This is a genomic window from Saccharopolyspora sp. NPDC045839 (assembly GCF_056431645.1).
The window spans coordinates 57,781-80,956 of the sequence record NZ_JBWKKH010000025.1; the positions used below are offsets into that span (position 1 = coordinate 57,781).

Consider the following 23,176-nt stretch of genomic DNA (forward strand, 5'->3'; position numbering starts at 1 on the left):
TGAGGAGATCAGCGATGCCCGGTGAACACCGCGGCGATGACCGGGCGCAACGCGTCCCGCGCCGAGAAGGCGTCCGCGCCCGAGAGCGCGACCTGATCGGCCAGGCCCTGCACGGTCGCGAGGATCGTGCGGGCGGCGAGCACGGCGTCGACACCGGCCTCGACCTCGCCGCGCTCCACGCCGTCCTGGACGGCCTTCGTGACGTAGTCGAGGATGGCGCCGCCCGACTGCCGGGCGACCTCGGCGAGGCCGGTGTGGTGCAGCGCCTGCGCCTGCAGGCCCTGCCGGACGCGGTACTCGACGTCCCGTTCCTCGTCGAGCGGCAGCAGTTCGACGAGGCTGTCGAGCAGCACCTCGGCGGTCGGGAGGCGGGCGGCCTCACCGTCGCGGACGCGAATCCGGACCCGCTCGCCCATGCGGCGCGTGGCGTCTTCGTAGGCGAAGTGCAGCAGCGCGTCCTTGCCCGCGAAGTAGTGCTGGATGAGCCCGACCGAGATCCCGGCCTCGGTCGCCACCCGCGAGAACGAGACGCCCGCGAAGCCCTCCGCGGCGAGCAGGCGCTGGAAGGCACGCGCGATCTGGGCGCGACGCTGATCATGATCGGCAACCCGCGGCACCCGAATATCGTACAGCCGTACTGCTATCGAAGGCAGGCCGGCGACACCCGGATTGGAGTCCCGGCACATGCGCGCCAGCCTGCGTGACGACCTGAAAACGGCCCTCAAGGCCCGGAACAACGTCGCCGTCGCGGCGCTCCGCTCTGCGCTGGCGGCGATCGACAACGCCGAGGCCGTGCCCGCGGACTGCTCGCTGAGCGGCGGGAACGAACACGTCGCGGGTGCGGCGCTGGGAGTTGGCGCGGCGGAGGCGCAACGCCGCCGGCTCACCGAGTCCGACATGCGGTCGATCGTGGCGAACGAGGCGCGGGAGCGATCGGCCGCGGCGGAGGAGTACGAGCAGGCCGGGCGCGACGACCTCGCCGAACGGCTCCGCGCGGAGGCCGCGGTGCTGAGCCGCCACCTGGGAACTCCCTGACGCATTTGCTGTTCCCGCAAACAGCGTTGCCGGATTTCGGATCGCGGGACCATGTTGGTGTCGGAGGTGGTCGAGATGACCGAACGACAAGCCGCGCGGGATCCCTTCTCGAACGAACTGGAAGCGCGCATCTGCGAACTCGTCATGGGAGACAGGCGTCATGGCATCTGAGGCGACCGGGCAGGAGTTCTGGGACGAGCGCTACAGCAGCCAGGACCAGCTGTTCAGCGGCGAGCCGAACGGGGCGCTCGTCGCCGAAGCGGCCGACCTGCCGCCCGGGCAAGCGCTCGACGTGGGATGCGGCGAAGGCGCGGACGCGCTCTGGCTGGCCCGGCGCGGGTGGCAGGTCACCGCGGTGGACGTCTCGCAGGTCGCGCTGGAGCGCGCCGCCCGAGTCGCGACGGGCGGTCCAGGAGTCGCCTGGACGCGCGCCGACCTGAACACCGCCGCGCCGCCGGCCGGCGCGTTCGACCTGGTGTCGGCGCACTACTTCCCGCTCGTGAAGCAGCCCGGGCACGCGGCCCTGCGCGGCTTGCTGGCCTCGGTCTCCCCGGGCGGCACGCTCCTGTTCGTCGGCCACGACATGACGGACATGCCGCCGGAAGCCGCGCACGGCTTCGAGCCGAGCGAGTTCTACCAGCCCCACGAGATCGCCGAACTCCTCGACGGCGATTGGACCGTGCTGGTCGACGAATCCCGCCTGCGGAACCCCCCGTCGCCCGGCGGCCACACCCACGACACCGTCCTCCGGGCGAAACGCCTGCGGTGAGGCGTCTGTCCTATTCGGACCAGGTGAGGTTTCAAAAGGCTCATCCCGGAGGCGCCCGGTGCCTGGCTCCGATGGCGATTTCGCGCGAAATCGCCATCCCGCCCCCACGAGGAGCGGCGGTTTCGCGCGAAATCGTCGAGGGTGATGTTGTCGTGGTGCCGCACCCGACGTCGACCACCGGGCCGCCGTCGACGAGCTCGGCGAACGTGCCGAGCATGGCACGGCCGAAGGGCCTCTCGGCGAGCTCGTTCTTGGCGTGTTCGGCGCACTCGACGGCTAGGGCGTCATAGCCGGCGCGGGTGGAGGAAGAGGTAAGAGGCTTCGGCCACGGTTGGGGAGCTTGGCCGCCGGGGACGTCCCTTTTTGTGGACATGAGCAACTTTCCGGCGCGCGGAACGTCTTCTCGGATATGAACACCTATCAGTTCCGGAACGACTGGGACGCGTCGAACCGCGGTGCCGGAAGACCACGCCGGAGGGGCCGCAAGATCTTCGCGGTCGTGGTGGTCCTGGTGCTGTTACCGGTGGTGTTCGGGGGGTGGCTGTGGTTCCACGTCGACTCCTCGATCCGGCGGGTCGACGCCTTCCCGGACTACGCGGGCCGCCCCTCGGCGGGCGCGGGCACGAATTGGCTGATCGTGGGCTCGGACAGCCGCGAGGGGCTGGATCCGGAGACGGTGGCCGGGCTGCACGTCGGCGAGGCGGCGGGCCAGCGCACGGACACGATCATGATCGCGCACCTGCCGGACAACTCCACGGCCCCGACGCTGATCAGCCTCCCTCGCGACTCGCGGGTGCCGGTCCCCGGCCACGGGCGGACGATGATCAACGCGGCCTTCGCGGAAGGCGGCCCGCAGCTGCTGGCGCAGACGGTGGAGCAGGCCACGGGCCTGCGCATCGACCACTACGCCGAGATCGGCTTCGGCGGGTTCGCGGAGATCGTCGAGGCGGTCGGCGGCGTCGAGATGTGCCTGGACCAGGAGATGCACGACGTCAAGACCGGCCAGACGCTGCAGGCGGGCTGCCAGCGCTTGGACGGCGCGAACGCCCTGACCTTCGTCCGCATGCGCTACAGCGATGCGACCCCGCGTTCGGACCTGGACCGGGTCGCGAACCAGCGCAAGTTCATCGGCGCCCTGGCGCAGGAGGCGTCCAGCGCGACCACCCTGATCAACCCGTTCGCCACCTACGCACTGGCGGACGCGGGCGCCCAGGCGATGACGATGACCAGCGACGACGGGCCGGGCGACCTGCTGTCGCTGGCGTGGGTGATGCGCGGCATCTCCTCGGGCGCGGTGGTGACGACGACGGTCCCGGTGACCGACGGCACCGCGAAGAGCTGGGACAAGAAGAAGGCCACCGAACTCTTCGAGACCGTGAACGCCGACCAGCCCATCCCGGAGGACCTGATCGTCGACTGAGCGCATACTCGTCGGATGTTCCCGGAACCCACGGATCCCGCGGCCTCGCGCGGCGAGGTGCTCCTCGGCTACCTCGACTTCTTCCGGGGCCGCGTGATCGACAAGGTGGCGGCCCTGCCGGATGCGGAGCTGCGATCCAGCCGGGTCCCGTCGGGGTGGACGCCGCTGGAACTGGTCAAGCACCTGACCTTCGCCGAACTGCGCTGGATCGAATGGGGATTCGAGGGTCGTCGGTTCGAAAACCCCTGGGGTGACAGGACGAACGGCCGCTGGCACGTGGCCCCGGAGGAAACCCGCGACGATCTGGTGGCGGCCCTCCGCGACCAGGGACGGCGAACCGCCGAAGTCGTGGCGATCACGCCCCTGGAGAAGGCGGGCGAGCCGGGACCGCGCTGGAAGGGCGCGGAACCGGCGACCCTGGAAAGGGTGCTGCTGCACCTCGTCCAGGAATACGCCCGCCACCTGGGCCAGCTCGACATCGTCGTGGAACAGGCCGGCGGCCCGACCGGCGAGTGAACTCCCCGTGTGCACTTTCTGTCGCTATAAAGCCTGTTTCCGAACTTGCTTTGCGTGGCGGTGCGGGTGGCGGAACCTCAGGGGTCTTCTCGCTGTGGGATCCCCGACATCATGAATGACCAATTCACCACGTCGGGGCTGTCCTCGCGAGAAGACCCCTGAGAACCCGCGGCGGTGCCGGTTGCAGGGGTGGGCTAAGCGGCTCCGCCGCTTCAAAGACAAAACCCCGCTACCACACCTCAACACCACGACATCCAAAACAGCCTCTACAGCAGCAGAAAGTGCACACGGGCTCCTGCGGCCTCAGCGGCGCGGCGGCTTCATCTGCAGCGGGACACCGATGAGGTTCAGCGCGTTGATCAGCGCGACCTGGGCGACCAGGTGACCGAGCTCGGCCTCGTCCGGGAACGCCTTGCGCAGCGCCTCCCACTGGTCGTCGCCGATGTGCTCGCGGCGGGTGGCCGCCTCGGCGTAGCCCAGCGCGGCGCGCTCCCGCTCGTCGTAGAGCTCCGACTCCTGCCACACGGCCAGTTGGAGGAGCCGGTCCTCGGTCTCGCCGATCCGGCGCGCCTCCCGGCCGTGCATGTCGACGCAGAAGACGCAGCCGTTGATCTGCGAGACCCGGATCTTGACCAGCTCCCGCACCTTGTCGTCCAGCGGACCCTTGCGGATCGCGGCATCGGCGTCCTTGAAGCCCTTGTAGGGCTCCGGTGCCGCTTCGCCGAGGTTCAGACGTGCCATCGTTGTCTCCCTGTGGTTCTCAGCTGCCACCAGGGAGACGAGCGGGCCTATCCGGATGTGACCGCCTTGAGGTGGGCGAGTTTCCGCGGGTTGAGCACCCGCCGGTAGGCGACGATCCGGCCATCGGCGAACCCGAACGTGTCGACGGACAGGATCCCGCCGTCGCGGTGGGACACCAGTGCCGGCTCGCCGCCGATCTCGACGATGTCGATGCGATCGGCCCGCCACCGGCGACCCACCCGGACCAGGACCTCGGCGATGCGCTGCCCGCCGAGGATGGGCACGCGGGCCGCGCTGACCTGCCCGCCGCCGTCGGTGAGGTAGACGGCATCGGGATGCATCAGCTCTACAAGCGCGGCGAGGTCCCCGGTCTCGTAGGCGGCGCGGAACGCGATGACCAGGCGATCCAGCTCGGCGCGCGGCACGTCCGGCGCGCTGCCCCGCGCCTCGGCGACCCGGTGCCGCGCCCGCGAGGCCAGCTTCCGGGCGGCGGGCACCGAGCCGCCCAGCACCTCGGCGATCCGCGCGAACTCCAGCCCGAACACGTCGTGCAGCACGAGGGCCACCCGCTCCGGCGGGCTCAGCTCCTCCATGATCAGCAGCATCGCGGAGCCGACCGACTCGTCGACGAGCACCGGCTCGGCGGCATCCGGCCCGGTCAGCAGGGGTTCCGGCAACCACGGCCCGAAGTAGCTCTCCCGCTGCACCCGAGCGGATTTGAGGATGTCGTAGGACCGCCGAGCGGCGACGGTGACCAGCCAGGCCCGCAGGTCGTCGACCTCGTCCAGATCCGCCCGCGCGGCCCGCAGCCACACGTCCTGCACGACGTCCTCGGCATCGGCGACGCTGCCGAGCAGCCGGTAGGCCACGCCGAAGACGGAAGGCCGGTGCTCCTGCCACTCGGCGCCCAACCGCTCGCGGTGCCCGACACCCATTGCAGACCTCCCGAGCAGAGCATTACGAGAACAATTTCGATCATTAACTCTATTGGTCTAATGATTATTACGCCAAGTAGTCCAGTAATGTTCTCCGCATCCGCTGCGGCGGACGTTCATCCGGAAGCGTTCCCGGATCTTATCGGGTAGGCGCACCTCGGCCTGCACTCCCCGATGCCCAGCGCGTTCGCGCACAGTTCTGATCGAAAGGTTGCGGAAGTTGTTGGCGAAACTCACCCGTCGCGTCCTGCTCGCCACTGCCCTGACCGCCGGAACGATGGCGACGGTCGCGACGGTGGCCCCGGCACAGGGCGAAACCCCCAGCACGGTCCGGCTTTCGCTGGACAACGGCCGCGGAGCGGCGCTCGGCAACACGGTCCTGACGTGCCACCCGGCGGGCGGCATGCACAAGAACGCGGCGAAGGCGTGCAGCGACCTGGACGTGGTCGGGGCGGATTTCCGCCTGATGACGGCGAAGCCGGCGATGGCCTGCACCCTCCAGTACCAGCCGGTGACGGCGAAGCTGGAAGGGAACTGGCGCGGGCGGACGGTGACCTTCACCGAGACCTACCCGAACAGCTGCGTCCTGACGGTAGAGACCGGCGTCGTCTTCGACTTCTGAGCCGCTAGCCGAAGTCCTCGGTCTGCCACCGATCCAGCCGGATCCCGACGTACTCGGGTTCGCCGCCGCTATCGACGTACGTACTCCGGTCGTGCCGAACGACCGGAGTACGCTGCCCTCCGTCCAAACAGGAGGGTGCAGGATGTCGCTGATCGAGTGGGCGGACTTCGAGAAGGTAGAACTGCGCGTGGGCACGATCGTGCAGGCGAAGCCGAACGAGAAGGCGCGCAAACCGGCATACGTGCTGACCGTCGACCTCGGCGAGATGGGGCTGAAGACGTCGAGCGCGCAGATCACGGACCACTACGAACCGGAAGCCCTGATCGGCCGACAGGTGTTGTGCGTGTGCAACTTCGAGCCGAAGCGAATCGCGGGAGTCAAGTCCGAAGTACTGGTAACGGGAGCCCACGACGACCAGAACAGCGTGGTCCTAGCGGGCTTCGACCACCAGGTCCCGAACGGCACCCGCCTCCTCTGACCGGGCCACCCCGGCGTCCCGGGCAACCCGCCGAGCCCACAGAACGACGTCGAGGATGCAGCCTTCCCGTACTCGATTCCCTAGAGAAGCGGATCAACTTCGTCGCACTCCGCGCGAGCCCCGTAGGCTCCGGTGTGTGCACAGGACCCTGGCCGAGCATGCCCGTTGCCTCTACGGCGACGAGTACCGGTCCGTGCCCGAGTGCGATCTTGACCATCGCGAGCAGTACTTCGTTGAGGAACTGACCTTTGCTGACGCCGAATCGATCTTGGCGATGTTGCGGGAGTTGTCTCCTCATTTGGTCGATGGGTACCTCCCCGTGTGGATTCGCAACCTGGCATACCGGCTCGTTCTGCTCCAGCGGCCTGACGAGCCACTGCTGATGCGGGAGGCGGCGGACAGTCTCCACCTGCATGGCCCGGACTGGGACGACGTTGCCGCCGAGCTGCGGAAGAGGGCTGACGCCTTGGAAGCGAGGCCTTGAGGATCGGCAGGCCACCAGCGCCGCATCCGCCTCAGCCGGCGGCCGGGTGGTGGTCGGCGCGCGAACGGCCGCCATGACCCGCGCACCACTGTCCGGTCTGGGCTCGCTCGCCTGCGCAAAGTTGCGCTGTTGAGCGGATTCGTGCGACGGCCGGCCCGCCTAACATCGGAACATGGGAGGCGCGCGCGACGAAGACGAGAGCGTCGAGAACGAGATTTCTGGGGGAACCTTCGACGGGCCGGTGTCGCAGATCGGTCGTGTTAGCGGCGACTACACGATCAACTGGAAATCGCCGAAGACCGACGAAGAGGCCTCGTTCGACGCCGAGTACATGGCCTACATGCGGGCGCGGATGGCGGCTGAAGCAGCCACGCAGCGCAGGCGCAGGACCGCGTCCACCGTCCGGTCCCTGATCATCGTTGGAGCCATCGTCACCGCGCTCGTCCTCGGGTGGCAAAACCCGACGGCGGGCATCGTCGCTGCGTTCTGCGCGATCGTCGTGATCGGCTGGCTGCTGCCGTTCGGGAAAGGGTGAACCGTGGCCGGAATGCTGTTCCTGCTCATCATCGTCGTGGGCGGCGTGGCGCTGGCTCGGATAGGGAAAGCCGCGGGTTGCGGGCCGGTCGGGATCGGACTGTTGGTGATCTTCGGCCTCGCGGCGATCTTCGGATTCCTCGAGGCAGCTGACCTCATGGACTGAACCGGCCCACGGACTTCGAAGAATCCACGGGCAACGAAAAGGCTGGTCACTGAGCAGGCCGGAAACGCTCCGTGAATCCACCCAGCCGCCGATTCGGCGGGCAACGAAAAGGCTGGTCACTGAGCAGGCCGGGAACGCTCCGCTCGCAAGGAGCCGGCGAAGGGCGACCACCGCACCGTGGGGGGTTTGGGGGGCTCGGCCCCCCATGCAAAGGCGAAGAGCCCCGGTCCGCGCATTCCGCGAACACAGGGCTCCCAGCTCTGAGCGGATGACGGGAATCGAACCCGCGTTCTCAGCTTGGGAAGCTGATGTTCTACCATTGAACTACATCCGCCTGAACTCTTCTTCTGAAGAGCGCTGTCAGCCTAACACGGTGGGGCACGAAGATCATCACCGGGTTGCCGATACGCTGGGGGCGTGTTGCTGAGTGACCGGGACCTGCGCAAAGAGCTCGATGACGGCCGCCTCGAACTTGATCCGTTCGAAGCCGCCATGATCCAGCCGTCGAGCATCGACGTCCGGCTGGATCGTTTCTTCCGGGTCTTCGACAACACCCGGTACACCCACATCGATCCGTCGAAGCAGCAGGACGAGCTGACGTCGCTGGTGGAGACGCCCGACGACGATCCGTTCGTGCTGCACCCGGGCGAGTTCGTGCTCGGCTCGACCTTCGAGTCGGTGCGGTTGCCCGATGATCTGGCCGGCCGACTGGAGGGCAAGTCTTCGTTGGGCCGGCTGGGGTTGCTGACGCACTCCACCGCCGGGTTCATCGATCCCGGGTTCACCGGTCACATCACCCTCGAACTGTCCAACGTGGCCAATCTGCCGATCACGTTGTGGCCGGGGATGAAGATCGGCCAGCTGTGCCTGTTCCGGTTGTCGAGCCCCGCGGACTTCCCGTACGGCTCGAAGGAAGCCGGGTCGCGCTACCAGGGGCAGCGTGGGCCGACGCCGTCGCGGGCGTACCTCAACTTCCGGCGCACCGACACCCGTCGCTGAGCATCGCCACCACCTCGGCCGCTTCCGGGCCGTAGGACTCCTGGGTCGTCTGCGTCGGCTCGGTCGCCGCCGGTCTTCCGGAGGGTTCGCGCCAGGCGGCCGATGTTCGGCACGATGCCTCGGCAGTAGGGGTTGCCGGTCACGAAGAACGGCACCATGTCGATGACCACCAGCGCCTTCTCCGGCGCGTCCATGTCTGGGCTCCTGACTGAGCAGATGATCACGGTAGGTAGTGATATCAACACGCGCGGGGTGGCGTTTTCCAGGTATTGCCTGTTTTGTGCCGCGTTGTCCCGGCTTGTGGTGACTGTGAGTTAGTTCATCCTGAATCGAGTAAGCAAGATGGGGATTCAGAATTTACGATCCCCCTCGCCCGGCGTTCTGGAACGATCCCGCAACGGGGCGGGGTCGGCGAGCGGGCAGCAGGAGTACTCGATGTCCGCATTGCAGTCGCGCGCCTCGGGCACTGCCAACGAGACCCTCGGGCACGTCGTGATGATCGCCGGGGCCGCGGCTCTCGGCGGGTTCCTCTTCGGCTACGACACCTCGGTGATCAACGGCGGCGTGGACGCCATCCAACGGCACTTCAACGTCGGTTCCGCGTTGACCGGCCTGACCGTTTCCTCGGCGCTGCTGGGTTCCGCGGTGGGCGCCGGGATCGCAGGCGGGTTGGCCGACCGGGTCGGCCGGATCCGGGTCATGCAGCTGGCCGCGGTCCTGTTCATCATCAGCGCCGTCGCTTCGGCCGTGCCCTTCGCGATCTGGGACCTCGCCGTCTGGCGGGTCGTCGGCGGCGTCGCCATCGGCATCGCGTCGGTGATCGCGCCCGCCTACATCGCCGAGGTCGCGCCCGCCGCGTACCGCGGGCGATTGGGGTCCTTGCAGCAGTTGGCGATCGTGCTGGGGATCGCCGTTTCGCAGCTGGTCAACTACGCCCTGGCGCAGGCCGCCGGCGGCAGTGCTTCCGGGATGCTCGGGCCGTTGCAGGCCTGGCAGTGGATGCTCGGGGTGGCCGCGATCCCCGCGGTGATCTACCTGGTGGTGGCTTCGACGATTCCCGAGTCGCCGCGGTACCTGGTCGCGGTCGGGAAGGTCGACCGGGCGCGGGAGGTCCTGGCGCAGGTCGACTCCGGTGATCCGGACGCGAAGGTCGCCGAGATCAAGGCGGCGCTGGGCGGCGAGCGCAAGCCGCGGCTGAGCGATCTGCGGGGCCGGTTCGGGGTGCTGCCGATCGTGTGGGTCGGGATGGCCATCGCGGCGTTGCAGCAGTTCGTCGGGATCAACATCATCTTCTACTACTCGTCGTCGCTGTGGCACTCGGTGGGCATCGACGAGAGCAGTTCCCTGCTGCTGAGCCTGTTCACGTCGATCGTGAACATCGTCGGCACGTTCGTCGCGATCGCGCTGGTCGACAAGATCGGCCGCAAGCCGCTGCTGGTGATCGGTTCGCTCGGGATGGCCGTGTCGCTGGCCGTGACCGGGTGGGCGTTCAGCTTCGCCGAGGTCGTCGGCGACGAGGCGCACCTGCCGTTCCAGTGGGGCGCCGTGGCGCTGGTGTCGGCGAGCGCTTTCGTGCTGTTCTTCGCCGCCTCCTGGGGCGTGGTGATGTGGGTGCTGCTGGGCGAGATGTTCCCGGCGCGCATCCGGGCCGCCGCGCTGGCGGTCGGCACCGCGACGAACTGGATCGCGAACTGGCTGGTGACGGTGAGCTTCCCGAGCATGCGGGACTGGAACCTGCCGGTCACCTACTTCATCTACGCCGCGTTCGCGCTGATCTCGGTGGTGTTCGTGGTGAAGTACCTGAAGGAGACCAAGGGGCGCTCGTTGGAGGAAATGGGCAGCTGACCTGGTCCGATGTTCGAGGGGCGTCCCCGGTGGGGGCGCCCCTCGAAACTTTTTCCGCGGGTTCGGGAACAAAGCCGGGGCGTTGCGCGTATCTAGTACCGTACAACGTACGAAGGAGCGTGCATGGCCTCTCGCGACATCACCCGGTTCCGCCTCGACATCCCGCAGCACGATCTGGACGACCTCCAGGGGCGGCTGGCCCGCGTCCGCTGGGCCGACGAGGTGCCCGGGCCGGGCTGGAGCTACGGCCCGCCGCTGGGTTACCTGCGGGAGTTGGCGGAGTACTGGCGCAGCGGCTACGACTGGCGGGCGCAGGAGGCGCGGCTGAACGAATTCCCGCAGTACACCACCGAAATCGACGGCGAGAACATCCACTTCCTGCACGTCCGGTCGTCCCGGCCGGACGCGTTGCCGCTGCTGATCACGCACGGCTGGCCCAGTTCGATCGCCGAGTACCTGGACGTCATCGGGCCGCTCGGCGAGTCGTTCCACCTGGTCATCCCGTCGCTGCCGGGATACGGCCTGTCCGGGCCGACGCGCTCGGTCGGCTGGGGCGCCACCCGGATCGCGCGGGCCTGGGCCGGGCTGATGAGCCGGCTCGGCTACGAGCGGTACGGCCTGCAGGGCGGCGATTGGGGCACGTGGATCTCCCGCGAGCTGGCGATCCTCGCGCCGGACAACGTGATCGGCCTGCACACCAACGGGATGATCACGTTCCCGGGCGGCGATCCGGCGGAGATGGCCGGGCTCACCGAGGCCGATCACGCGCGGATGGGCGCGTGGCAGCGCTACACCGACGAGCTGTACGGCTACAAGCTGATCCAGTCGACGAAGCCGCAGGCGCTGGCGTACTCGCTGGCGGACTCGCCGGTCGGGCTGCTGGGCTGGATCGTCGGAGTGCTCAAGGAGTGGACCGACTGCGCGGACACCCCGGAGGACGCCATCGACCGCGACCGCATCCTGACGACGGTGATGCTGTACTGGCTCACCAACACGGCGGGTTCGGCAGCTCGGTCCTTTGTGGATACTCCGGACAACTCCTCGAAGGCGGAGGAGGAAGGCGTCATCGCGGAGCTGCAGAACGGCACCGTGCCGCACGGCGTCGCGGTGTTCCCGAAGGACATCCTCGCGCCGGTCCGCCCGTTCGCGGAGCGCATCAACAACATCGTGCGCTGGACGGAGTACGACCGCGGCGGAACGTTCCCGGCGATGGAGCAGCCGGACCTGTACGTCCGCGACGTCCAGGAGTTCTTCGCGTCGCTGCGCGGCTGACGCGTGGGGGTCGATTTCGCGCGAAATCGCCATACGCCAGGCGTCGCGAACGGCGATTTCGCGCGAAATCGCCGTTCCTCACGGCCAGCGCAGGGCGAGGTCGAAGAGGGCGCCGAAGTGGGAGCAGTACCGGAAACAACTGCATCGAAGTCGCGTTTGCGGGGCCTGCCGTTGCGGTGCGGGACTCGAAGGATCCCGACGGCCGGTGCTTTTCCGGCTTCGTCGTGGGCGGCGTTCCTGGCCCGGATCGCCGATCGCTGAGGTTGTGCACGGGGCCGTGAGTCTTTTGGGCTGCTATGGCAACTCAAAAGACTCACGGCCCCGTGCTGACCGGGCTTCTCCTCGGCGTCAGGCGAGGGCCTGCCGCACGAGTGCTTCGGCGGCGGTGCGGGTGATCGGTGCGGCTGAGGATTCGCCGGCGATCGAGTAGCTCACGATGGCGCCCTCGTGCAGGCTCAGCAGCTGCACGGCGAGCTCCTCCGGGTTCCTGGCGCCGGCCTCGGCGAGCAGGTCGCGGAACAGGTCTCGGAGCCACTGCTTCTCGGCGACGATCAGCTGCCGCCCCGGGTGGTCGGGCTCGGGGAGTTCGGCGAAGGCGTTGACGAAGCTGCACCCCCGGCTGCTCTGCGGGAGCCATTCGGGGAGCACGTCGAACGGCACCAGCGCGCGCCGGACCGGGTCGGCCTCGGCGTCCCGGCGGGCTTCGACGAGCTCGCGCCAGCGCCGGTCGCGCGTCTTCAGGTAGGTCACGAGCAGGCCGTCCTTCGACCCGAAGCGGTCGTAGAGGGTCCGCTTGGTGACACCGGATTCGGCGGCGATGGTGTCGACGCCGACGGCGTTGATGCCTCGCGAGTAGAACAGCTCGGCTGCGACGTCGAGGATGCGCTTGGCGCCCGGCGTCAGGCGCACCTCATCGCCTGCGGTCGCGGACATCGGCCGACCCCCTTGTGTTCACAGGTCTGTGTACCTTACGGTTCGGATCGAACTTCACAGACCAGTGTAGAGGAGCTTGCGATGCGAGGAGTGGTTCGGCGGCTGGGGCGGTTCATGCGCGACTTCGCCTATGGGATCCACGCCGGTCACGCGATCCGGCACGGCGTGCGCTGCTCAGCGGACGGAGTGCGGCGGAGCGAACGGTCCGTTGACTCCACCTAGCGAGGCGAACGGTCCGTTCGCTCACCGTCAGACGCGGGTTCACCCGGGGCCGGGGCCTGGCCATGCCGCAACCGGCGCGGCCCCGCCGGGCCGTGAGTGTTCTGGGGCGCTATAGCACCCCAGAACACTCACGGGACCGCGAGCTGTGCGGCTCAGGCGGGCCAGATCTGGTGGGCGGCGGTCAGGGCTGCCGCCTGGTACCGCGGCAGCTGCTTGCCCTCCACCACCACCTCCAGCGGCCACTTCTCCTTCAGCGCCACCCACAGCCGCGAGGACAGGCCCGCGTACGCGCTGAGCTCGTCCGTGCCTTCGGCCACCTGCAGCACGTACACCCACGTCGCGGCGTCCTGGGCTCCCGCGAGCGGCTCGCGCCAGGCGCGGCGCAGGCGGTGGCCGCCGTGGCGCGGGGCGTCCGTCGACAGGACGATGTCCGCTCGGCTCGGGTCGGGTGCGTCCGCGGGGCCGGCCGGGCTGAAGCGGTACTGCAGCGGCGGCACCGCGTCGATGACCGGCACGTCGTCCAGGTCCGGGTTGGTCGGGTCGTCCAGGGTGGAGCGGATCAGGTCCTGCTCCTCGCGGGTGATGCCGACGCCCTCGTATGCCAGGTTGAGCAGGAGCGCCGATTCGGCCAGGTCCAGCTCGCCCGCCGAGTAGTCGACGCGCACGGCTCCCAGGGTGTCGTCGGACAGCCGGCCCGCGAGCCGCGCGCACACGTCGGTGACCGTTGCGTAGGTCTTCACATCCATGGCGCTCACTTCTTCTTGTAGTCGCCGAGTTCGGTTCTGGTCACGTTGCCCTGGGCGTCCTGGACGACTCTGACTATCTTGTTGCCCTTCGGGCCTTCCCACGTCCAGCTGCCGTCACCGCCGACGTCGGGGTGACTGTAACGAGGCGGGTCGCTCACCGGCACGCCCTTCGGTTGCGGGTTCGGCGCGGGCGGGTTGGTGATCACGCCCGGGTCGGCGCTGTTCGGCGGGTACGCGGTGCGGATCTCGCCGTCGGCGAGCACCGTCGTCTTGACGGTGACGCCGTCGACCGTTCCGGTGTAGTCGTAGGCCCACACCTTGTTGCCGTCGACGTCCTTGGTCAGGTACGGGCCCTTCGCCGGTGGCCCCTGCTGTGTGACCTGGTGCGCCGCGTCGAGGATCTTCGGCCCGTCCCAACTCTGGGGGAACTCGGTCTTCTTCGAGAGCCCGGTGCCCGCGATGTGGCCGCCCTGCCGGCCGCCGTCGCCCCCGACGATGTGCGCTTCCGAGGCCTCGCTGTGGTGGATGTCGTCCGCTTTGGGCGGGGCGGTCGGCTTGGGCGGCGGGCCCGGCTTCGTCGGCGGTGTCGGGCTGGTGGGGTTGCCCGGCTGCTTGCCGCCGGAGCCGCCCGGGCGGCCGTTCTGCGCGGCTTGGGCGGTGGCTTGCTGCGCGCTGGAGATGCCCTTGCCCGCGTCGATGTTGCCGTGTTTCTGCGGGGGTTTTCCGGTGGTGCCACCGTCTCCGCCGTCCCCGTGCGGATTCTTGGGTTTCGCCATGGACGCCTACTCGTCGAGGAGCTTGGTGAGATTGGTGAGGCTGGTGATCAGCGCCGTGGTGTAGATGAGGATCCGCGCGGCCCACTTGACCACCGCTGCGGCGATCTGCGCGGCGACGACCGGGATCGTCACCACGAAGACGGCCTCCACCGCCCACACGATCACCCTGGCCACCAGGTCGGCGATCAGGTCGCGGACGATCTCACGGGTCTGCTCCACCAGGCCGCCCGCGCCTTCGGTGGCCGCCGCCATCGCCGCCGAGATCGCGGCCAGGCCCCCGATGGCCTCGACGTTGTTGGCCATCATGCCGCGGTAGGCGTCCGAGGCCGCGCCGGTCCAGTCGGGCAGGTCGTCCTTGAGGTGCGCTTCGAGATCGGTGGCCATGACGCCCAGCTCGGTGGCCATGTTGTTCCAGGTCTTGGCGTGGGACTGGACCACGTCCGGCGCGCCGGTCAGCTCGTCGAGCATCTCCCGCAGCGGCTCGAAGTACTCCATGGCCCAGCCCAGGCCGTTGGACAGCAGCGCGCTGATCGGGTCCAGCGCGCTCGCCGCGACCTCGACCGCCAGGCCCGCTCCGGCCAGCGCGTCGTCGACCCAGCCCTCGGACTTGATCGCGTCCGCCAGGCCGTCGATGCTGTCCGCGAGCCCGGCGCCCGTCCACGCCTCGCGGGACGACCCGGCCGGGCTGACCAGTGACTTGTCGGTCATGGCATTTCCCCGCCGCTCGAACGGATCAGGCCGGCGTGCTCCTCGTCGAGGGCTTGGTAGTCGGCGCCGCTGGCGCGCAGCTCCTCGGAGAGCAGCGAGAGGTTCTCCTCCACGTACGCGATCAGCTCGTCCTGCTTGGTGTGCCGGCCCTCGAGGACGCCGGAGATCCAGCCGCACAGCAGCCCGTACGCCTGGTCGTCCTGCGCGATGTTCGTGCTGGCGGACTTCACCGCGGCGAACCGGTCCTTGATCGCGTCCACGTTGGCCGCGTGCGAGCGCAGCTGCTCGATGTTGACGTTGTACCCGTCGCCCATGCTCACCACCGCTCGCGGTGGGTGTTGATCTCGTAGCCCTCGTCGTAGTCCTCGGCGTCGGGGGCGGCGGATTCCGGAGCCGGACCGGTGCGCAGGTGCCGTTCCACGCTGTCCGCGATCGCCCGCGCCGCGGGCGATTCGGTGCCCACCGTGTCCGCGATGATCTCCTGGGACTGGTCGGCGAGCTTGTTCTTCGCGTCGCCGAGCGTGGCCATGATCGCCTGCGCGACGGCGTCCGGCGCCACCCGCTGGATCCGGCTGGTCAGCTGCAGGCCCACGAGCGCGCCGGTCGAGTCGACCGTGACCTCCGCCAGCCCGTTCGGGTCGCTCGCGGTCGCGCGGACCTGCTGCAGCCGGTCACTCATCGTCTGGGTGTCCGCGGCCAGCTTGTCGATCCGGCCCTTCCAGGCGGCCAGGCGCTCGCGTGCGCCGTCCGGATCGAGGATGTTGCCGTCCATGTCCCTCCGATTAGGCCAAGTGGCGCATTGCTCCGGGGAGTTTAAACAGCGCGACGGCGGCGCAGTCGGCTCGTGTTCGAAAGTGGTTGGCATCACTCGCTTCTCGATGCCGAGCCGGCAAGAACGAAGGGCACCTTCCGCCGGCCGAATCGGCGGAAAGTGCCCTTCGTCTTGGAGAACTCAGCTACCGGTGGGCGCCGTGTCTGCCGTGTCCGATGTGGACGTTTCGCCGCGTTTGACGGCGGACAGCAGCAGCTGGGCGACGTCGACGACCTCGACGGACTCGGAGGCGACCTTCTCGCTCTGGCGGGCGGTGAGGCCGTCGGAGAGCATCACCTTGCAGAACGGGCAGCCGGTGGCGATCTTCGTCGGCGCGGTCCCGAGTGCTTCGTCGACGCGTTCGACGTTGATGCGCTTGCCGATGCGTTCTTCCATCCACATCCGGGCCCCGCCCGCGCCGCAGCACATCGAGCGGTCCGCGTGCCGCGGCATCTCCCGGAACGTCGCCCCCGACGCCCCGACCAGGTCACGCGGCGGCGTGTAGACCTTGTTGTGCCGGCCCAGGTAGCAGGGGTCGTGGTAGGTGACGTCCTCGGCGACCGGCGCGACCGGCACCAGCCGCTTCTCCCGCACCAACCGGTTCAGCAGCTGGGTGTGGTGCACCACCTCGAAGTCCCCGCCCAGCTCCGAGTACTCGTTCGCCAGGGAGTTGAAGCAGTGCGCACAGGTGGCGACGATCTTCCGCTTGCCGCGTTCGCGGCCCTCGAACACGCCGTTGAGGACCTCGACGTTCTGCTGCGCCAGCATCTGGAAGATGAACTCGTTGCCCGCCCGACGGGCCGGGTCACCGGTGCAGGACTCCTCCGGCCCCAGCACCGTGTAGGACACCCCGGCCAGGTGCAGCAGCTCCGCCACCGCCCGCGTGGTCTTCTTCGCCCGGTCCTCGAACGCCCCCGCGCACCCGACCCAGAACAGGTACTCCACGTCGTCGGCGAGCTCGCCGTCGAACACCGGCACCTCGAAGTCCAGGCCCTCGGTCCACGCCAACCGGTCCTTGGCGTTCTGGCCCCACGGGTTGCCCTTGTTCTCCAGGTTCTTGAACATCCCGCCCAGCTCGGTCGGGAAGTTCGACTCGATCATCACCTGGTAGCGGCGCATGTCCACGATGTGGTCCACGTGCTCGATGTCCACCGGGCACTGCTCCACGCACGCCCCGCACGACGTGCACGACCACAGCACGTCCGGGTCGATGACGCCCATTTCCTCGGGGCCGCCGATCAGCGGGCGCTCCGCCTCGGCCAGCGCGAGCACGTTGATGCCCGCCAGCTTGGCCTCGGCGTCGTCGCCGGTGATGCCGACCTCGTCGCCGGCCATGTCCTTGCGGCCGCCGGCCAGCAGGTACGGCGCCTTCGCATACGCGTGATCCCGCAGCGAGGTGATCAGCAGCTTCGGCGACAACGGCTTCCCGGTGTTCCACGCCGGGCACTGCGACTGGCACCGACCGCACTCCGTGCACGTGGTGAAGTCCAGCCAGCCCTTCCACGAGAAGTCCTCGATCTTGCCCGCACCGAACACATCGGTGTCCGGATCGGCCTCCTCGAAGTCCAGCGGCTTACCGCCGGACATCATCGGCTTCACCGCGCCCAGCGCCACACCACCGTCGGCCTCGCGCTTGAAGTAGATGTTGAAGAACGCGCTGAACCGGTGCCAGGCGATGCCCATCGTCATGGTCCTGGAGATCACGATCAGCCAGATCGTGGCGCTCATCAGCTTGATGAAGGCGAAGAACGAGACGAGGTTCGGGCTGGCGGGCAGCAGGGCGCCGATCGGGCCGGAGACGAACTCCGCCCACAGCGGCATCTCGTGCACGCCCAGCGCGGACTTCGCGGCGCGGACGCCGAGGATGCCCACGCCCTCGATCAGGACCACGGCCTCGATGAAGTAGGCCCAGGCGAAGTTCGAGCCCTGGAAGCGGGAGACCCGGCCCGCGCGGCGCGGGTGGTTGCGCTGGCGGATCACGATCAGCACCAGGATGCCGACCACGGTGCCGACGCCGAGGATCTCCATCAGGAGGTGGAAGATCGCGAGGTCGTCCAGGATCGGCCAGCCCCAGGTCGGTACGAAGACCTCGCCGTAGGCCTCGAACAGCGCCAGGGAGCCGATCAGGAAGCCCCACATGACCAGCCAGTGCCAGATCCCGACGTTGCGGAACTTGTTCATCCGCGTGTGGGCGGCGAACTCCTTGACCATGGTGGCCAGGCGGGCCAGGACCGGGCCGTTTCGGGTACCGTCCGGCTGCCCGAGGCGGATGATGCGCACGAACTTGGCGATCGTCGCGGCGAACATGCCCCAAGCGACGATGCCGAGCACGACAGCGATCCCGCCGAGCGTGATCTGTACAGCGCCCATTGGTTCGGGTGCCTTTCCTCCGGGGGCGGTGGTGTGAGCAGCGTACGCCGTGTTACTCATCGGTAACTATACGGCCGCCGCTCATGTCGGGAACAGACGGTGATTCTGCGAGACCACTGGACGAAAAACTAGTTGTGCAGTCGTACAGGTTGTTTCGGTCTTGCGTGTTCCGCAGGCCATCGACCGGTCCCCTGGGGGCGCGGTGCCGTTGCCGGCGTTTCGGGAGTTGTTCCTGTTAGACGTGTGCGACGTCGCATCACGATTTCACCGCGCCCCGGGCACCGTCGCGGCCGATCGCGGCAGAATCGCGGCCGTGGTGCGATTTTCGCCACGTATTCGATCGGGCGAACGATCTGTTCGGTCAAGTCAGCGGGTGGCGTCGAAACAGGGGGATCGGCATGGGTGAGTCGGGCGGCGAAGCGATGCGCGCATCGGACGCTGATCGGGAGGCGATCGCGCAGCGGTTGCGCGCGGCGCAGGACGAAGGCCGCCTCACCATCACCGAGTACGACGACCGCCTGCAGAAGGCGTACGCGGCGACGACCCTCGGCCAGTTGCAGCCGCTGGTGGCCGACTTGCCGGAGCCGGTGCCCGCGAAGCCGTCGCCGGAGGTCGTCGAGCGCGAGCGGCAGAAGCGCAACCTGATCAAGGAATGGCGCGACTGGGCGGGCGTCTCCTTCATCCTCATCGCGATCTGGGCGGTGACCTCGATCAGCTCCGATGAGCTGAAGTTCTTCTGGCCGATGATCCCGATGGGCATCTGGGCCGCGATCAACGTCGCCTCGATGATCTCCGGCGACAGCGGCGGCAAGAAGCACAAGGGCGACTCGGACCACTAGGAAAACCGCGTGCACGCGTGATCGGCCATCCGTATCCTGAAAAAGTAGGGCACTCGTACAAGTTTTTCTGGGAGGAAGCGTGGCCTACCTGCTGCTGGCGGTGGCGATCTTGAGCGAGGTGCTCGCCACGGTGTCGCTGAAGCTGTCCGAGGGCTTCAGCAAGACCGTGCCGTCGATCCTGGTCGTGGTCGGTTACCTGGTGGCCTTCAGCGCGCTCAGCGCCGTGCTCAAGCTCGGCCTGCCGGTCGGCGTCGCCTACGCGATCTGGGCCGGGGCCGGGGTCGCGCTGGTGGCGATCATCGGCGCGGTGTTCCTCGGCGAAGGCATCACGGCGGTGCAGGTCGCCGGCCTCGCGTTGATCATCGGCGGCGTCCTGGCGCTCGAACTGGGCGGCGCGCATTGACGTCGCCGCGGCGCACCCCCGACGAGGCGGAGACCGACGGTCGCCGCCTCAAGGGTGAGCGCCGTCGCCGCGCGATCATCGACGCGACGCTGCGGGTCGTCGCCCGCGACGGCGTCGCCGCGGTGAGCCACCGCAACATCGCCCGCGAGGCCGGGGTGCCGCCCGCGTCGATCGCCTACTACTTCGCGGGCATCGACGACCTGCTGGTGGCCACGCTGCTGGAGAGCTGCGAAACCCTGATCAACGAGATCGACAGGCTGAGCGGGCAGGTCCGGGAGAACTCGGACTGGCCGCGGGTGATCGCCGAGGCGCTGGCGACGATGGTGCGCGACCACCGCGAACGCACCCTGGGCGAGTACGAGCTCTACCTGCTCGCCGCCCGCCGCCCGGCGCTGCGCCCGGCGGCCCGCCGCTGGATCGAGGTCGCCACCGGTTTCCTCAACGGCGGCGCGGGCGGCGACGAGCCGGTGATCCGGGCGCTGTTCGCCGGGATCGACGGCCTGCTCATGCAGGCGCTCATCGCCGACGAGCCGCCCACCGCCGAGGAGCTCGAACCGACGGTGCGCTTCCTCCTGCAGCCGGTGGACTACCTGCGGGATGCGCGGCTGATCAGCTGAGCCGAGCATGCCGAGACGCCGACGAGCAGCAGCGGCCCGAAGATCAGCGCCCCGGTGCGGGCGGTCCCGATCGGCACGACACCTCCTCCCCGGTTCGGCGGGCCGCAATTTCCATTGAAATCGAAGGTCCGATTTCCATTGAAGTTGCGGCAGAACTGATCGGGGTCACGGTGAGCGGGGTCCGAGGGGTCGGCGCACACTCCTCGCATGCTGGTCACTCTGGTCAGGGGCGACATCACCGAGCAGGACGTCGACGCCGTCGTGAACGCGGCGAACTCGTCGCTGCTCGGCGGGGGCGGCGTGGACGGCGCGATCCACCGGCGCGGCGGCTCGGCGATCCTCCAGGAATGCCGCCTGATCCGCGCGAGCCGGTACCCGGACGGGCTGCCGACGGGGCAGGCGGTCGCGACCACGGCCGGCGAGCTCCCGGCGCGCTGGGTGATCCACACCGTCGGGCCCACCTACACCGCCGCGGCGGACCGGTCCGGGCTGCTGGCGTCCTGCTTCCGGGAATCCCTGCGGGTCGCCGACGAACTCGGCGCCGAGGTGGTCGCGTTCCCGGCGATCTCCACGGGCGTCTACCGGTACCCGCTCGACGAAGCGGCGCGGATCGCCCTGCGCACCGTGCGCGACGCCGAGACCGACGTCGCCGAGGTGCGCTTCGTGCTCTTCGACGCGAAATCCCTCGCCGCTTTCGAGGCCGTCTACGACGAGGTCTTCGGCGCCTGACCGAATTGTCCCAAGTGGACGGACACCGAAGGCTCGTGAGCGTTTTGGATCGCCATAGCAGCCGTGGAGTGCGGTAGGCGGGTTGTTGTCTTTGAAGCGGCGCAGCCGCTTGGCCCACGCACGCAACCGGCACCGCCGCGGGTTCTCAGGCGTCTTCTCGCGAGGACAGCCCCGATGCCGCGTATTGGTTCATACGTAAGTCGGGGATCCCACAGTGAGAAGGCGTCTGAGGTTCCGCTACCCGCACCGCCACGCAGAAAGAGGCTGGAAAGCAGGTTCTAGCCGATGACGGTGTTGTTCGGGCCCGCCTGGACCACGCCGACCTTGGCGTAGTCGGCGTCCTGGGTGAACGTCGTGCAGCCCATCGCGTTGGGCAGCGGCAGGAACATCGCAGCCTTGCTGTTCGGCGGGTACACCCGCAGGCCCTCGGCGGCCTCGGCGCCGCAGTCCTCCGGGTTCATGTGCGCGACCGGGCTGAACAGGAACGGCGCGGACGCCGTCTCGCCCGGTGCCAGGCTGATGACCGGCCGGTCCTTGATCACGCGCTTGGCGGGCTCGCCGATCTGACGGCCGCCGCTGCCGACGTAGGAGACGCCGGGCGCGGAGGAGAGCGTGCAGGGGGTCGGGCCGGTGTTGGTGAACTGGAGCGGCGCGTAGATGTGCCCGGCGGCGCCGTCGGATTCGCCGATCGTCAGCTTCAGGACGTCGACACCGCAGTCCTGGCGAGTGCTGGAGCCGGCCGATCCGCTGGAGCCCTGGGTGTTCGCGGCAACGGGCGACCAGTTGCCGTCCGGCTCGACCGAGCCCTGGCCCGACCCGGCGGAGCTCGATGCGATCGCGTCCGGAGTGCCCGGCTGCGGAGCGGACTGCTGCGGGCTGCAGGCCGTCGTGGCGGCGAGGACGAAAGCGCCCGCGACGAACATGCCGACCCGAATACCCCGAGAGTTCTTGAACACTGGTGCATCTCCTTGCTTCGTTCGCTGCGCCCGATCAGGAGACGCGTTGGCGCGCAAGGGGTTGCGTCGAGTGCGCCGCGTCACAGGCGGGGGAACGCCGCCGAATGGCGGAAGCCGAAAGTTGCGCGGCCGCCGGCGAACGTCGTCTTCGGGAGAGTTCCGGGGTGTTTCGGGGGTGTCCCTGAGGCGTGGGCCGGGCGGTGTGCGTAATTTCGTGGGCGCGATCAAGCGGATTCAGGGGGATCACGATGGCTCGGGTGGGACTCGCGGTGGGCGGCGCGGCGCTGGTGCTGATCGGGGGAGCGGCACTGTTCTGGTGGCCGAAGTCGTCCGTGCAGGAGCGCACCACCGCGTTGGACGGGATCGAACGCGTCGAGCTCGCAGGCGGCAGCGGAGAGGTCGAGGTGCGCCACGTGGCCGGTAGCCGCGGCGAGATCGTGCAGCGCGTGCACCGCTGGGAAGGCCCGTTCTGGGGTAGCAGCGACACCACCGACGAGATCGAGCACCGCGTCGAGGGCGGCGCGCTGGTGCTGCCGACCGACTGCGGCTGGAACTGCTCCGTCGACTACCAGGTCACGCTGCCGGTCTCGGTGCCCGTGCAGGGCAACCTCGGCTCCGGCGGGCTGAAGGTGGCCGGCATGCGGTCGGTGCAGGCGGAGACCGATTCCGGCGAGATGACGATCGGCGACATCGGCGGCCCGGTCGCCGTGCGCACCGGCTCCGGCGGGGTTTCGGTGGCCAGGGTGAACGGCCCGGTCGACGCGGAAACCGGTTCCGGCGAGATCACGCTGGCCGAGGTCAGCGGTGAGGTCAGGATGAGCACCGGCTCCGGCGGGGTGTCGGCGACCCAGGTCGGCGGCTCGGTCGACGCGGTCACGGGCTCCGGCGAGATCACGCTGGCGGGGATCGGCGGCCGGGTCGCGGTCGAGAGCGGCAGCGGCGGCATCATGGGGGAGGACCTGCGCGGTGCCGACATCGTCGCGAAGGCCGAATCCGGCAGCGTCGAGCTGCGGCTGACCGGTCCGCAGTCGGTCGAGGCGTCCACCGGCAGCGGCGGCATCGAGCTGACCGTGCCCAACGACCACTACCGCGTCGACACGGAGACCGGCTCCGGCGGCGTCGACGTGGGCGTCGTGCAGGACCCGGCGGCCGCGAAGCGGCTGACGCTGTCGACCGGCAGCGGGAGCATCACCGTCCGGTCGGCCTGACCCCTCCCCCGGCGCCGACATGTCGACAAGGCGACGTGTCGG

29 protein-coding genes and 1 tRNA gene are annotated in these 23,176 nt (G+C 68.9%); 18 read left to right on the plus strand and 12 right to left on the minus strand.

Annotated features, from left to right (window positions below; all coding sequences use genetic code 11):
* Window positions 1-8: 8 nt before the first annotated feature.
* Window positions 9-617, minus strand: a complete 609-nt coding sequence (locus AC07EQ_RS29320) for a TetR/AcrR family transcriptional regulator (RefSeq protein WP_478391098.1) — start codon at window positions 615-617, stop codon at window positions 9-11.
* Window positions 618-684: 67 nt separating this feature from the next.
* On the opposite strand from AC07EQ_RS29320, the gene AC07EQ_RS29325 reads away from it, so the two are divergent.
* The 4 genes from AC07EQ_RS29325 (at window position 685) to AC07EQ_RS29340 (ending at window position 3,740) form a co-directional block, all read left to right on the plus strand.
* Entirely contained in the window at window positions 685-1,035 is a 351-nt protein-coding gene (locus tag AC07EQ_RS29325) for a GatB/YqeY domain-containing protein (RefSeq protein ID WP_478391099.1), read from the plus strand.
* Between the two features lie 160 nt (window positions 1,036-1,195).
* Window positions 1,196-1,804 (plus strand): class I SAM-dependent methyltransferase, encoded by a 609-nt coding sequence (locus AC07EQ_RS29330; protein WP_478391100.1) that lies wholly within the window; start codon window positions 1,196-1,198, stop codon window positions 1,802-1,804.
* A gap of 409 nt (window positions 1,805-2,213) precedes the next feature.
* A complete protein-coding gene (locus AC07EQ_RS29335; protein ID WP_478391101.1) occupies window positions 2,214-3,224 on the plus strand; it encodes an LCP family protein in 1,011 nt (336 codons plus the stop codon).
* 15 nt (window positions 3,225-3,239) lie between these two features.
* Window positions 3,240-3,740 carry a DinB family protein gene (locus tag AC07EQ_RS29340; RefSeq protein ID WP_478391102.1) on the plus strand — a complete coding sequence of 167 codons (501 nt, stop codon included), beginning with the start codon at window positions 3,240-3,242 and terminating at the stop codon, window positions 3,738-3,740.
* Between the two features lie 303 nt (window positions 3,741-4,043).
* Here the strand turns inward: AC07EQ_RS29340 and AC07EQ_RS29345 are convergent, their stop codons facing one another.
* Both AC07EQ_RS29345 and sigJ read right to left on the minus strand, forming a co-directional pair.
* On the minus strand, window positions 4,044-4,481 hold the full coding sequence (locus tag AC07EQ_RS29345; protein WP_478391103.1) for a carboxymuconolactone decarboxylase family protein: 438 nt from the start codon (window positions 4,479-4,481) through the stop codon (window positions 4,044-4,046).
* Window positions 4,482-4,528: 47 nt separating this feature from the next.
* Complete coding sequence (gene sigJ, locus AC07EQ_RS29350; RefSeq protein WP_478391104.1) at window positions 4,529-5,416, minus strand: RNA polymerase sigma factor SigJ; 888 nt, start codon at window positions 5,414-5,416, stop codon at window positions 4,529-4,531.
* 211 nt (window positions 5,417-5,627) lie between these two features.
* On the opposite strand from sigJ, the gene AC07EQ_RS29355 reads away from it, so the two are divergent.
* The 5 genes from AC07EQ_RS29355 to AC07EQ_RS29375 all read left to right on the plus strand — a co-directional run bounded on the left by AC07EQ_RS29355 (window position 5,628) and on the right by AC07EQ_RS29375 (window position 7,700).
* A complete protein-coding gene (locus tag AC07EQ_RS29355; protein WP_478391105.1) occupies window positions 5,628-6,038 on the plus strand; it encodes an SSI family serine proteinase inhibitor in 411 nt (136 codons plus the stop codon).
* Between the two features lie 142 nt (window positions 6,039-6,180).
* Window positions 6,181-6,516, plus strand: coding sequence for a tRNA-binding protein (locus tag AC07EQ_RS29360; protein WP_478391106.1), 336 nt, complete (start codon window positions 6,181-6,183; stop codon window positions 6,514-6,516).
* A 136-nt stretch (window positions 6,517-6,652) separates the two neighbouring features.
* Window positions 6,653-7,000 carry a hypothetical protein gene (locus AC07EQ_RS29365; RefSeq protein WP_478391107.1) on the plus strand — a complete coding sequence of 116 codons (348 nt, stop codon included), beginning with the start codon at window positions 6,653-6,655 and terminating at the stop codon, window positions 6,998-7,000.
* Window positions 7,001-7,172: 172 nt separating this feature from the next.
* Window positions 7,173-7,535, plus strand: coding sequence for a hypothetical protein (locus AC07EQ_RS29370; RefSeq protein WP_478391108.1), 363 nt, complete (start codon window positions 7,173-7,175; stop codon window positions 7,533-7,535).
* A gap of 12 nt (window positions 7,536-7,547) precedes the next feature.
* Window positions 7,548-7,700: a hypothetical protein gene (locus AC07EQ_RS29375; protein WP_478391109.1), complete on the plus strand. Its 153-nt coding sequence runs from the start codon at window positions 7,548-7,550 to the stop codon at window positions 7,698-7,700.
* A gap of 263 nt (window positions 7,701-7,963) precedes the next feature.
* On the opposite strand, the gene AC07EQ_RS29380 is transcribed toward AC07EQ_RS29375, so the two are convergent.
* Window positions 7,964-8,034: transfer RNA gene (locus AC07EQ_RS29380), tRNA-Gly, on the minus strand.
* An 83-nt stretch (window positions 8,035-8,117) separates the two neighbouring features.
* Between AC07EQ_RS29380 and dcd the strand changes: the two genes are divergently transcribed.
* The 4 genes from dcd (at window position 8,118) to AC07EQ_RS29400 (ending at window position 12,097) form a co-directional block, all read left to right on the plus strand.
* Window positions 8,118-8,699 carry a dCTP deaminase gene (dcd, locus tag AC07EQ_RS29385; protein ID WP_478391110.1) on the plus strand — a complete coding sequence of 194 codons (582 nt, stop codon included), beginning with the start codon at window positions 8,118-8,120 and terminating at the stop codon, window positions 8,697-8,699.
* A 435-nt stretch (window positions 8,700-9,134) separates the two neighbouring features.
* The gene (locus AC07EQ_RS29390; RefSeq protein WP_478391111.1) at window positions 9,135-10,544 is read left to right on the plus strand and encodes a sugar porter family MFS transporter; all 1,410 of its coding nucleotides are present in this window, start codon (window positions 9,135-9,137) and stop codon (window positions 10,542-10,544) included.
* 123 nt (window positions 10,545-10,667) lie between these two features.
* Window positions 10,668-11,816, plus strand: coding sequence for an epoxide hydrolase family protein (locus AC07EQ_RS29395; RefSeq protein WP_478391112.1), 1,149 nt, complete (start codon window positions 10,668-10,670; stop codon window positions 11,814-11,816).
* A 143-nt stretch (window positions 11,817-11,959) separates the two neighbouring features.
* Entirely contained in the window at window positions 11,960-12,097 is a 138-nt protein-coding gene (locus AC07EQ_RS29400; protein ID WP_478391182.1) for a hypothetical protein, read from the plus strand.
* Between the two features lie 67 nt (window positions 12,098-12,164).
* Here the strand turns inward: AC07EQ_RS29400 and AC07EQ_RS29405 are convergent, their stop codons facing one another.
* The 7 genes from AC07EQ_RS29405 to AC07EQ_RS29435 form a co-directional block, all read right to left on the minus strand.
* Window positions 12,165-12,749 (minus strand): TetR/AcrR family transcriptional regulator, encoded by a 585-nt coding sequence (locus AC07EQ_RS29405; protein WP_478391113.1) that lies wholly within the window; start codon window positions 12,747-12,749, stop codon window positions 12,165-12,167.
* 374 nt (window positions 12,750-13,123) lie between these two features.
* A complete protein-coding gene (locus AC07EQ_RS29410) occupies window positions 13,124-13,717 on the minus strand; it encodes a hypothetical protein (protein WP_478391114.1) in 594 nt (197 codons plus the stop codon).
* Window positions 13,718-13,722: 5 nt separating this feature from the next.
* Window positions 13,723-14,493 carry an EndoU domain-containing protein gene (locus AC07EQ_RS29415; RefSeq protein WP_478391115.1) on the minus strand — a complete coding sequence of 257 codons (771 nt, stop codon included), beginning with the start codon at window positions 14,491-14,493 and terminating at the stop codon, window positions 13,723-13,725.
* A gap of 6 nt (window positions 14,494-14,499) precedes the next feature.
* Entirely contained in the window at window positions 14,500-15,201 is a 702-nt protein-coding gene (locus AC07EQ_RS29420; RefSeq protein ID WP_478391116.1) for a WXG100 family type VII secretion target, read from the minus strand.
* Window positions 15,198-15,515, minus strand: coding sequence for a type VII secretion target (locus tag AC07EQ_RS29425; RefSeq protein ID WP_478391117.1), 318 nt, complete (start codon window positions 15,513-15,515; stop codon window positions 15,198-15,200). Before AC07EQ_RS29425 ends, AC07EQ_RS29420 begins: the two co-directional genes overlap by 4 nt.
* Before the next feature lie 2 nt (window positions 15,516-15,517).
* Entirely contained in the window at window positions 15,518-15,973 is a 456-nt protein-coding gene (locus tag AC07EQ_RS29430) for a YbaB/EbfC family nucleoid-associated protein (RefSeq protein ID WP_478391118.1), read from the minus strand.
* 180 nt (window positions 15,974-16,153) lie between these two features.
* On the minus strand, window positions 16,154-18,382 hold the full coding sequence (locus AC07EQ_RS29435) for a (Fe-S)-binding protein (RefSeq protein ID WP_478391119.1): 2,229 nt from the start codon (window positions 18,380-18,382) through the stop codon (window positions 16,154-16,156).
* A gap of 398 nt (window positions 18,383-18,780) precedes the next feature.
* Between AC07EQ_RS29435 and AC07EQ_RS29440 the strand changes: the two genes are divergently transcribed.
* The 4 genes from AC07EQ_RS29440 to AC07EQ_RS29455 all read left to right on the plus strand — a co-directional run bounded on the left by AC07EQ_RS29440 (window position 18,781) and on the right by AC07EQ_RS29455 (window position 20,970).
* Window positions 18,781-19,221, plus strand: coding sequence for a DUF1707 SHOCT-like domain-containing protein (locus AC07EQ_RS29440; protein WP_478391120.1), 441 nt, complete (start codon window positions 18,781-18,783; stop codon window positions 19,219-19,221).
* Window positions 19,222-19,300: 79 nt separating this feature from the next.
* Entirely contained in the window at window positions 19,301-19,624 is a 324-nt protein-coding gene (locus AC07EQ_RS29445; protein ID WP_478391121.1) for a DMT family transporter, read from the plus strand.
* The gene (locus AC07EQ_RS29450; protein WP_478391122.1) at window positions 19,621-20,241 is read left to right on the plus strand and encodes a TetR/AcrR family transcriptional regulator; all 621 of its coding nucleotides are present in this window, start codon (window positions 19,621-19,623) and stop codon (window positions 20,239-20,241) included. Before AC07EQ_RS29445 ends, AC07EQ_RS29450 begins: the two co-directional genes overlap by 4 nt.
* Before the next feature lie 207 nt (window positions 20,242-20,448).
* The gene (locus AC07EQ_RS29455) at window positions 20,449-20,970 is read left to right on the plus strand and encodes an O-acetyl-ADP-ribose deacetylase (RefSeq protein WP_478391123.1); all 522 of its coding nucleotides are present in this window, start codon (window positions 20,449-20,451) and stop codon (window positions 20,968-20,970) included.
* Between the two features lie 278 nt (window positions 20,971-21,248).
* Here AC07EQ_RS29455 and AC07EQ_RS29460 read toward each other — a convergent pair whose 3' ends face one another.
* The gene (locus AC07EQ_RS29460; protein WP_478391124.1) at window positions 21,249-21,926 is read right to left on the minus strand and encodes a DUF4232 domain-containing protein; all 678 of its coding nucleotides are present in this window, start codon (window positions 21,924-21,926) and stop codon (window positions 21,249-21,251) included.
* Between the two features lie 248 nt (window positions 21,927-22,174).
* Here AC07EQ_RS29460 and AC07EQ_RS29465 point away from each other — a divergent pair, with 248 nt between their 5' ends.
* On the plus strand, window positions 22,175-23,134 hold the full coding sequence (locus AC07EQ_RS29465; protein ID WP_478391125.1) for a DUF4097 family beta strand repeat-containing protein: 960 nt from the start codon (window positions 22,175-22,177) through the stop codon (window positions 23,132-23,134).
* Window positions 23,135-23,176 lie beyond the last annotated feature (42 nt).

What these genes read in the sequence shown, in the direction of transcription:
- AC07EQ_RS29455 (WP_478391123.1), top strand. Translation starts at nt 20,449, where the DNA reads ATGCTGGTCACTCTGGTCAGGGGCGACATCACCGAGCAGGACGTCGAC.
- AC07EQ_RS29430 (WP_478391118.1), bottom strand. Translation starts at nt 15,973, where the DNA reads ATGGACGGCAACATCCTCGATCCGGACGGCGCACGCGAGCGCCTGGCC.
- AC07EQ_RS29395 (WP_478391112.1), top strand. Translation starts at nt 10,668, where the DNA reads ATGGCCTCTCGCGACATCACCCGGTTCCGCCTCGACATCCCGCAGCAC.
- AC07EQ_RS29425 (WP_478391117.1), bottom strand. Translation starts at nt 15,515, where the DNA reads ATGGGCGACGGGTACAACGTCAACATCGAGCAGCTGCGCTCGCACGCG.
- AC07EQ_RS29370 (WP_478391108.1), top strand. Translation starts at nt 7,173, where the DNA reads ATGGGAGGCGCGCGCGACGAAGACGAGAGCGTCGAGAACGAGATTTCT.
- AC07EQ_RS29440 (WP_478391120.1), top strand. Translation starts at nt 18,781, where the DNA reads ATGGGTGAGTCGGGCGGCGAAGCGATGCGCGCATCGGACGCTGATCGG.
- AC07EQ_RS29330 (WP_478391100.1), top strand. Translation starts at nt 1,196, where the DNA reads ATGGCATCTGAGGCGACCGGGCAGGAGTTCTGGGACGAGCGCTACAGC.
- AC07EQ_RS29420 (WP_478391116.1), bottom strand. Translation starts at nt 15,201, where the DNA reads ATGACCGACAAGTCACTGGTCAGCCCGGCCGGGTCGTCCCGCGAGGCG.
- AC07EQ_RS29410 (WP_478391114.1), bottom strand. Translation starts at nt 13,717, where the DNA reads ATGGATGTGAAGACCTACGCAACGGTCACCGACGTGTGCGCGCGGCTC.
- AC07EQ_RS29335 (WP_478391101.1), top strand. Translation starts at nt 2,214, where the DNA reads ATGAACACCTATCAGTTCCGGAACGACTGGGACGCGTCGAACCGCGGT.
- AC07EQ_RS29340 (WP_478391102.1), top strand. Translation starts at nt 3,240, where the DNA reads ATGTTCCCGGAACCCACGGATCCCGCGGCCTCGCGCGGCGAGGTGCTC.
- AC07EQ_RS29375 (WP_478391109.1), top strand. Translation starts at nt 7,548, where the DNA reads ATGCTGTTCCTGCTCATCATCGTCGTGGGCGGCGTGGCGCTGGCTCGG.
- AC07EQ_RS29415 (WP_478391115.1), bottom strand. Translation starts at nt 14,493, where the DNA reads ATGGCGAAACCCAAGAATCCGCACGGGGACGGCGGAGACGGTGGCACC.
- AC07EQ_RS29390 (WP_478391111.1), top strand. Translation starts at nt 9,135, where the DNA reads ATGTCCGCATTGCAGTCGCGCGCCTCGGGCACTGCCAACGAGACCCTC.
- AC07EQ_RS29325 (WP_478391099.1), top strand. Translation starts at nt 685, where the DNA reads ATGCGCGCCAGCCTGCGTGACGACCTGAAAACGGCCCTCAAGGCCCGG.
- AC07EQ_RS29435 (WP_478391119.1), bottom strand. Translation starts at nt 18,382, where the DNA reads ATGGGCGCTGTACAGATCACGCTCGGCGGGATCGCTGTCGTGCTCGGC.
- AC07EQ_RS29360 (WP_478391106.1), top strand. Translation starts at nt 6,181, where the DNA reads ATGTCGCTGATCGAGTGGGCGGACTTCGAGAAGGTAGAACTGCGCGTG.
- AC07EQ_RS29465 (WP_478391125.1), top strand. Translation starts at nt 22,175, where the DNA reads ATGGCTCGGGTGGGACTCGCGGTGGGCGGCGCGGCGCTGGTGCTGATC.
- AC07EQ_RS29345 (WP_478391103.1), bottom strand. Translation starts at nt 4,481, where the DNA reads ATGGCACGTCTGAACCTCGGCGAAGCGGCACCGGAGCCCTACAAGGGC.
- sigJ (WP_478391104.1), bottom strand. Translation starts at nt 5,416, where the DNA reads ATGGGTGTCGGGCACCGCGAGCGGTTGGGCGCCGAGTGGCAGGAGCAC.
- AC07EQ_RS29405 (WP_478391113.1), bottom strand. Translation starts at nt 12,749, where the DNA reads ATGTCCGCGACCGCAGGCGATGAGGTGCGCCTGACGCCGGGCGCCAAG.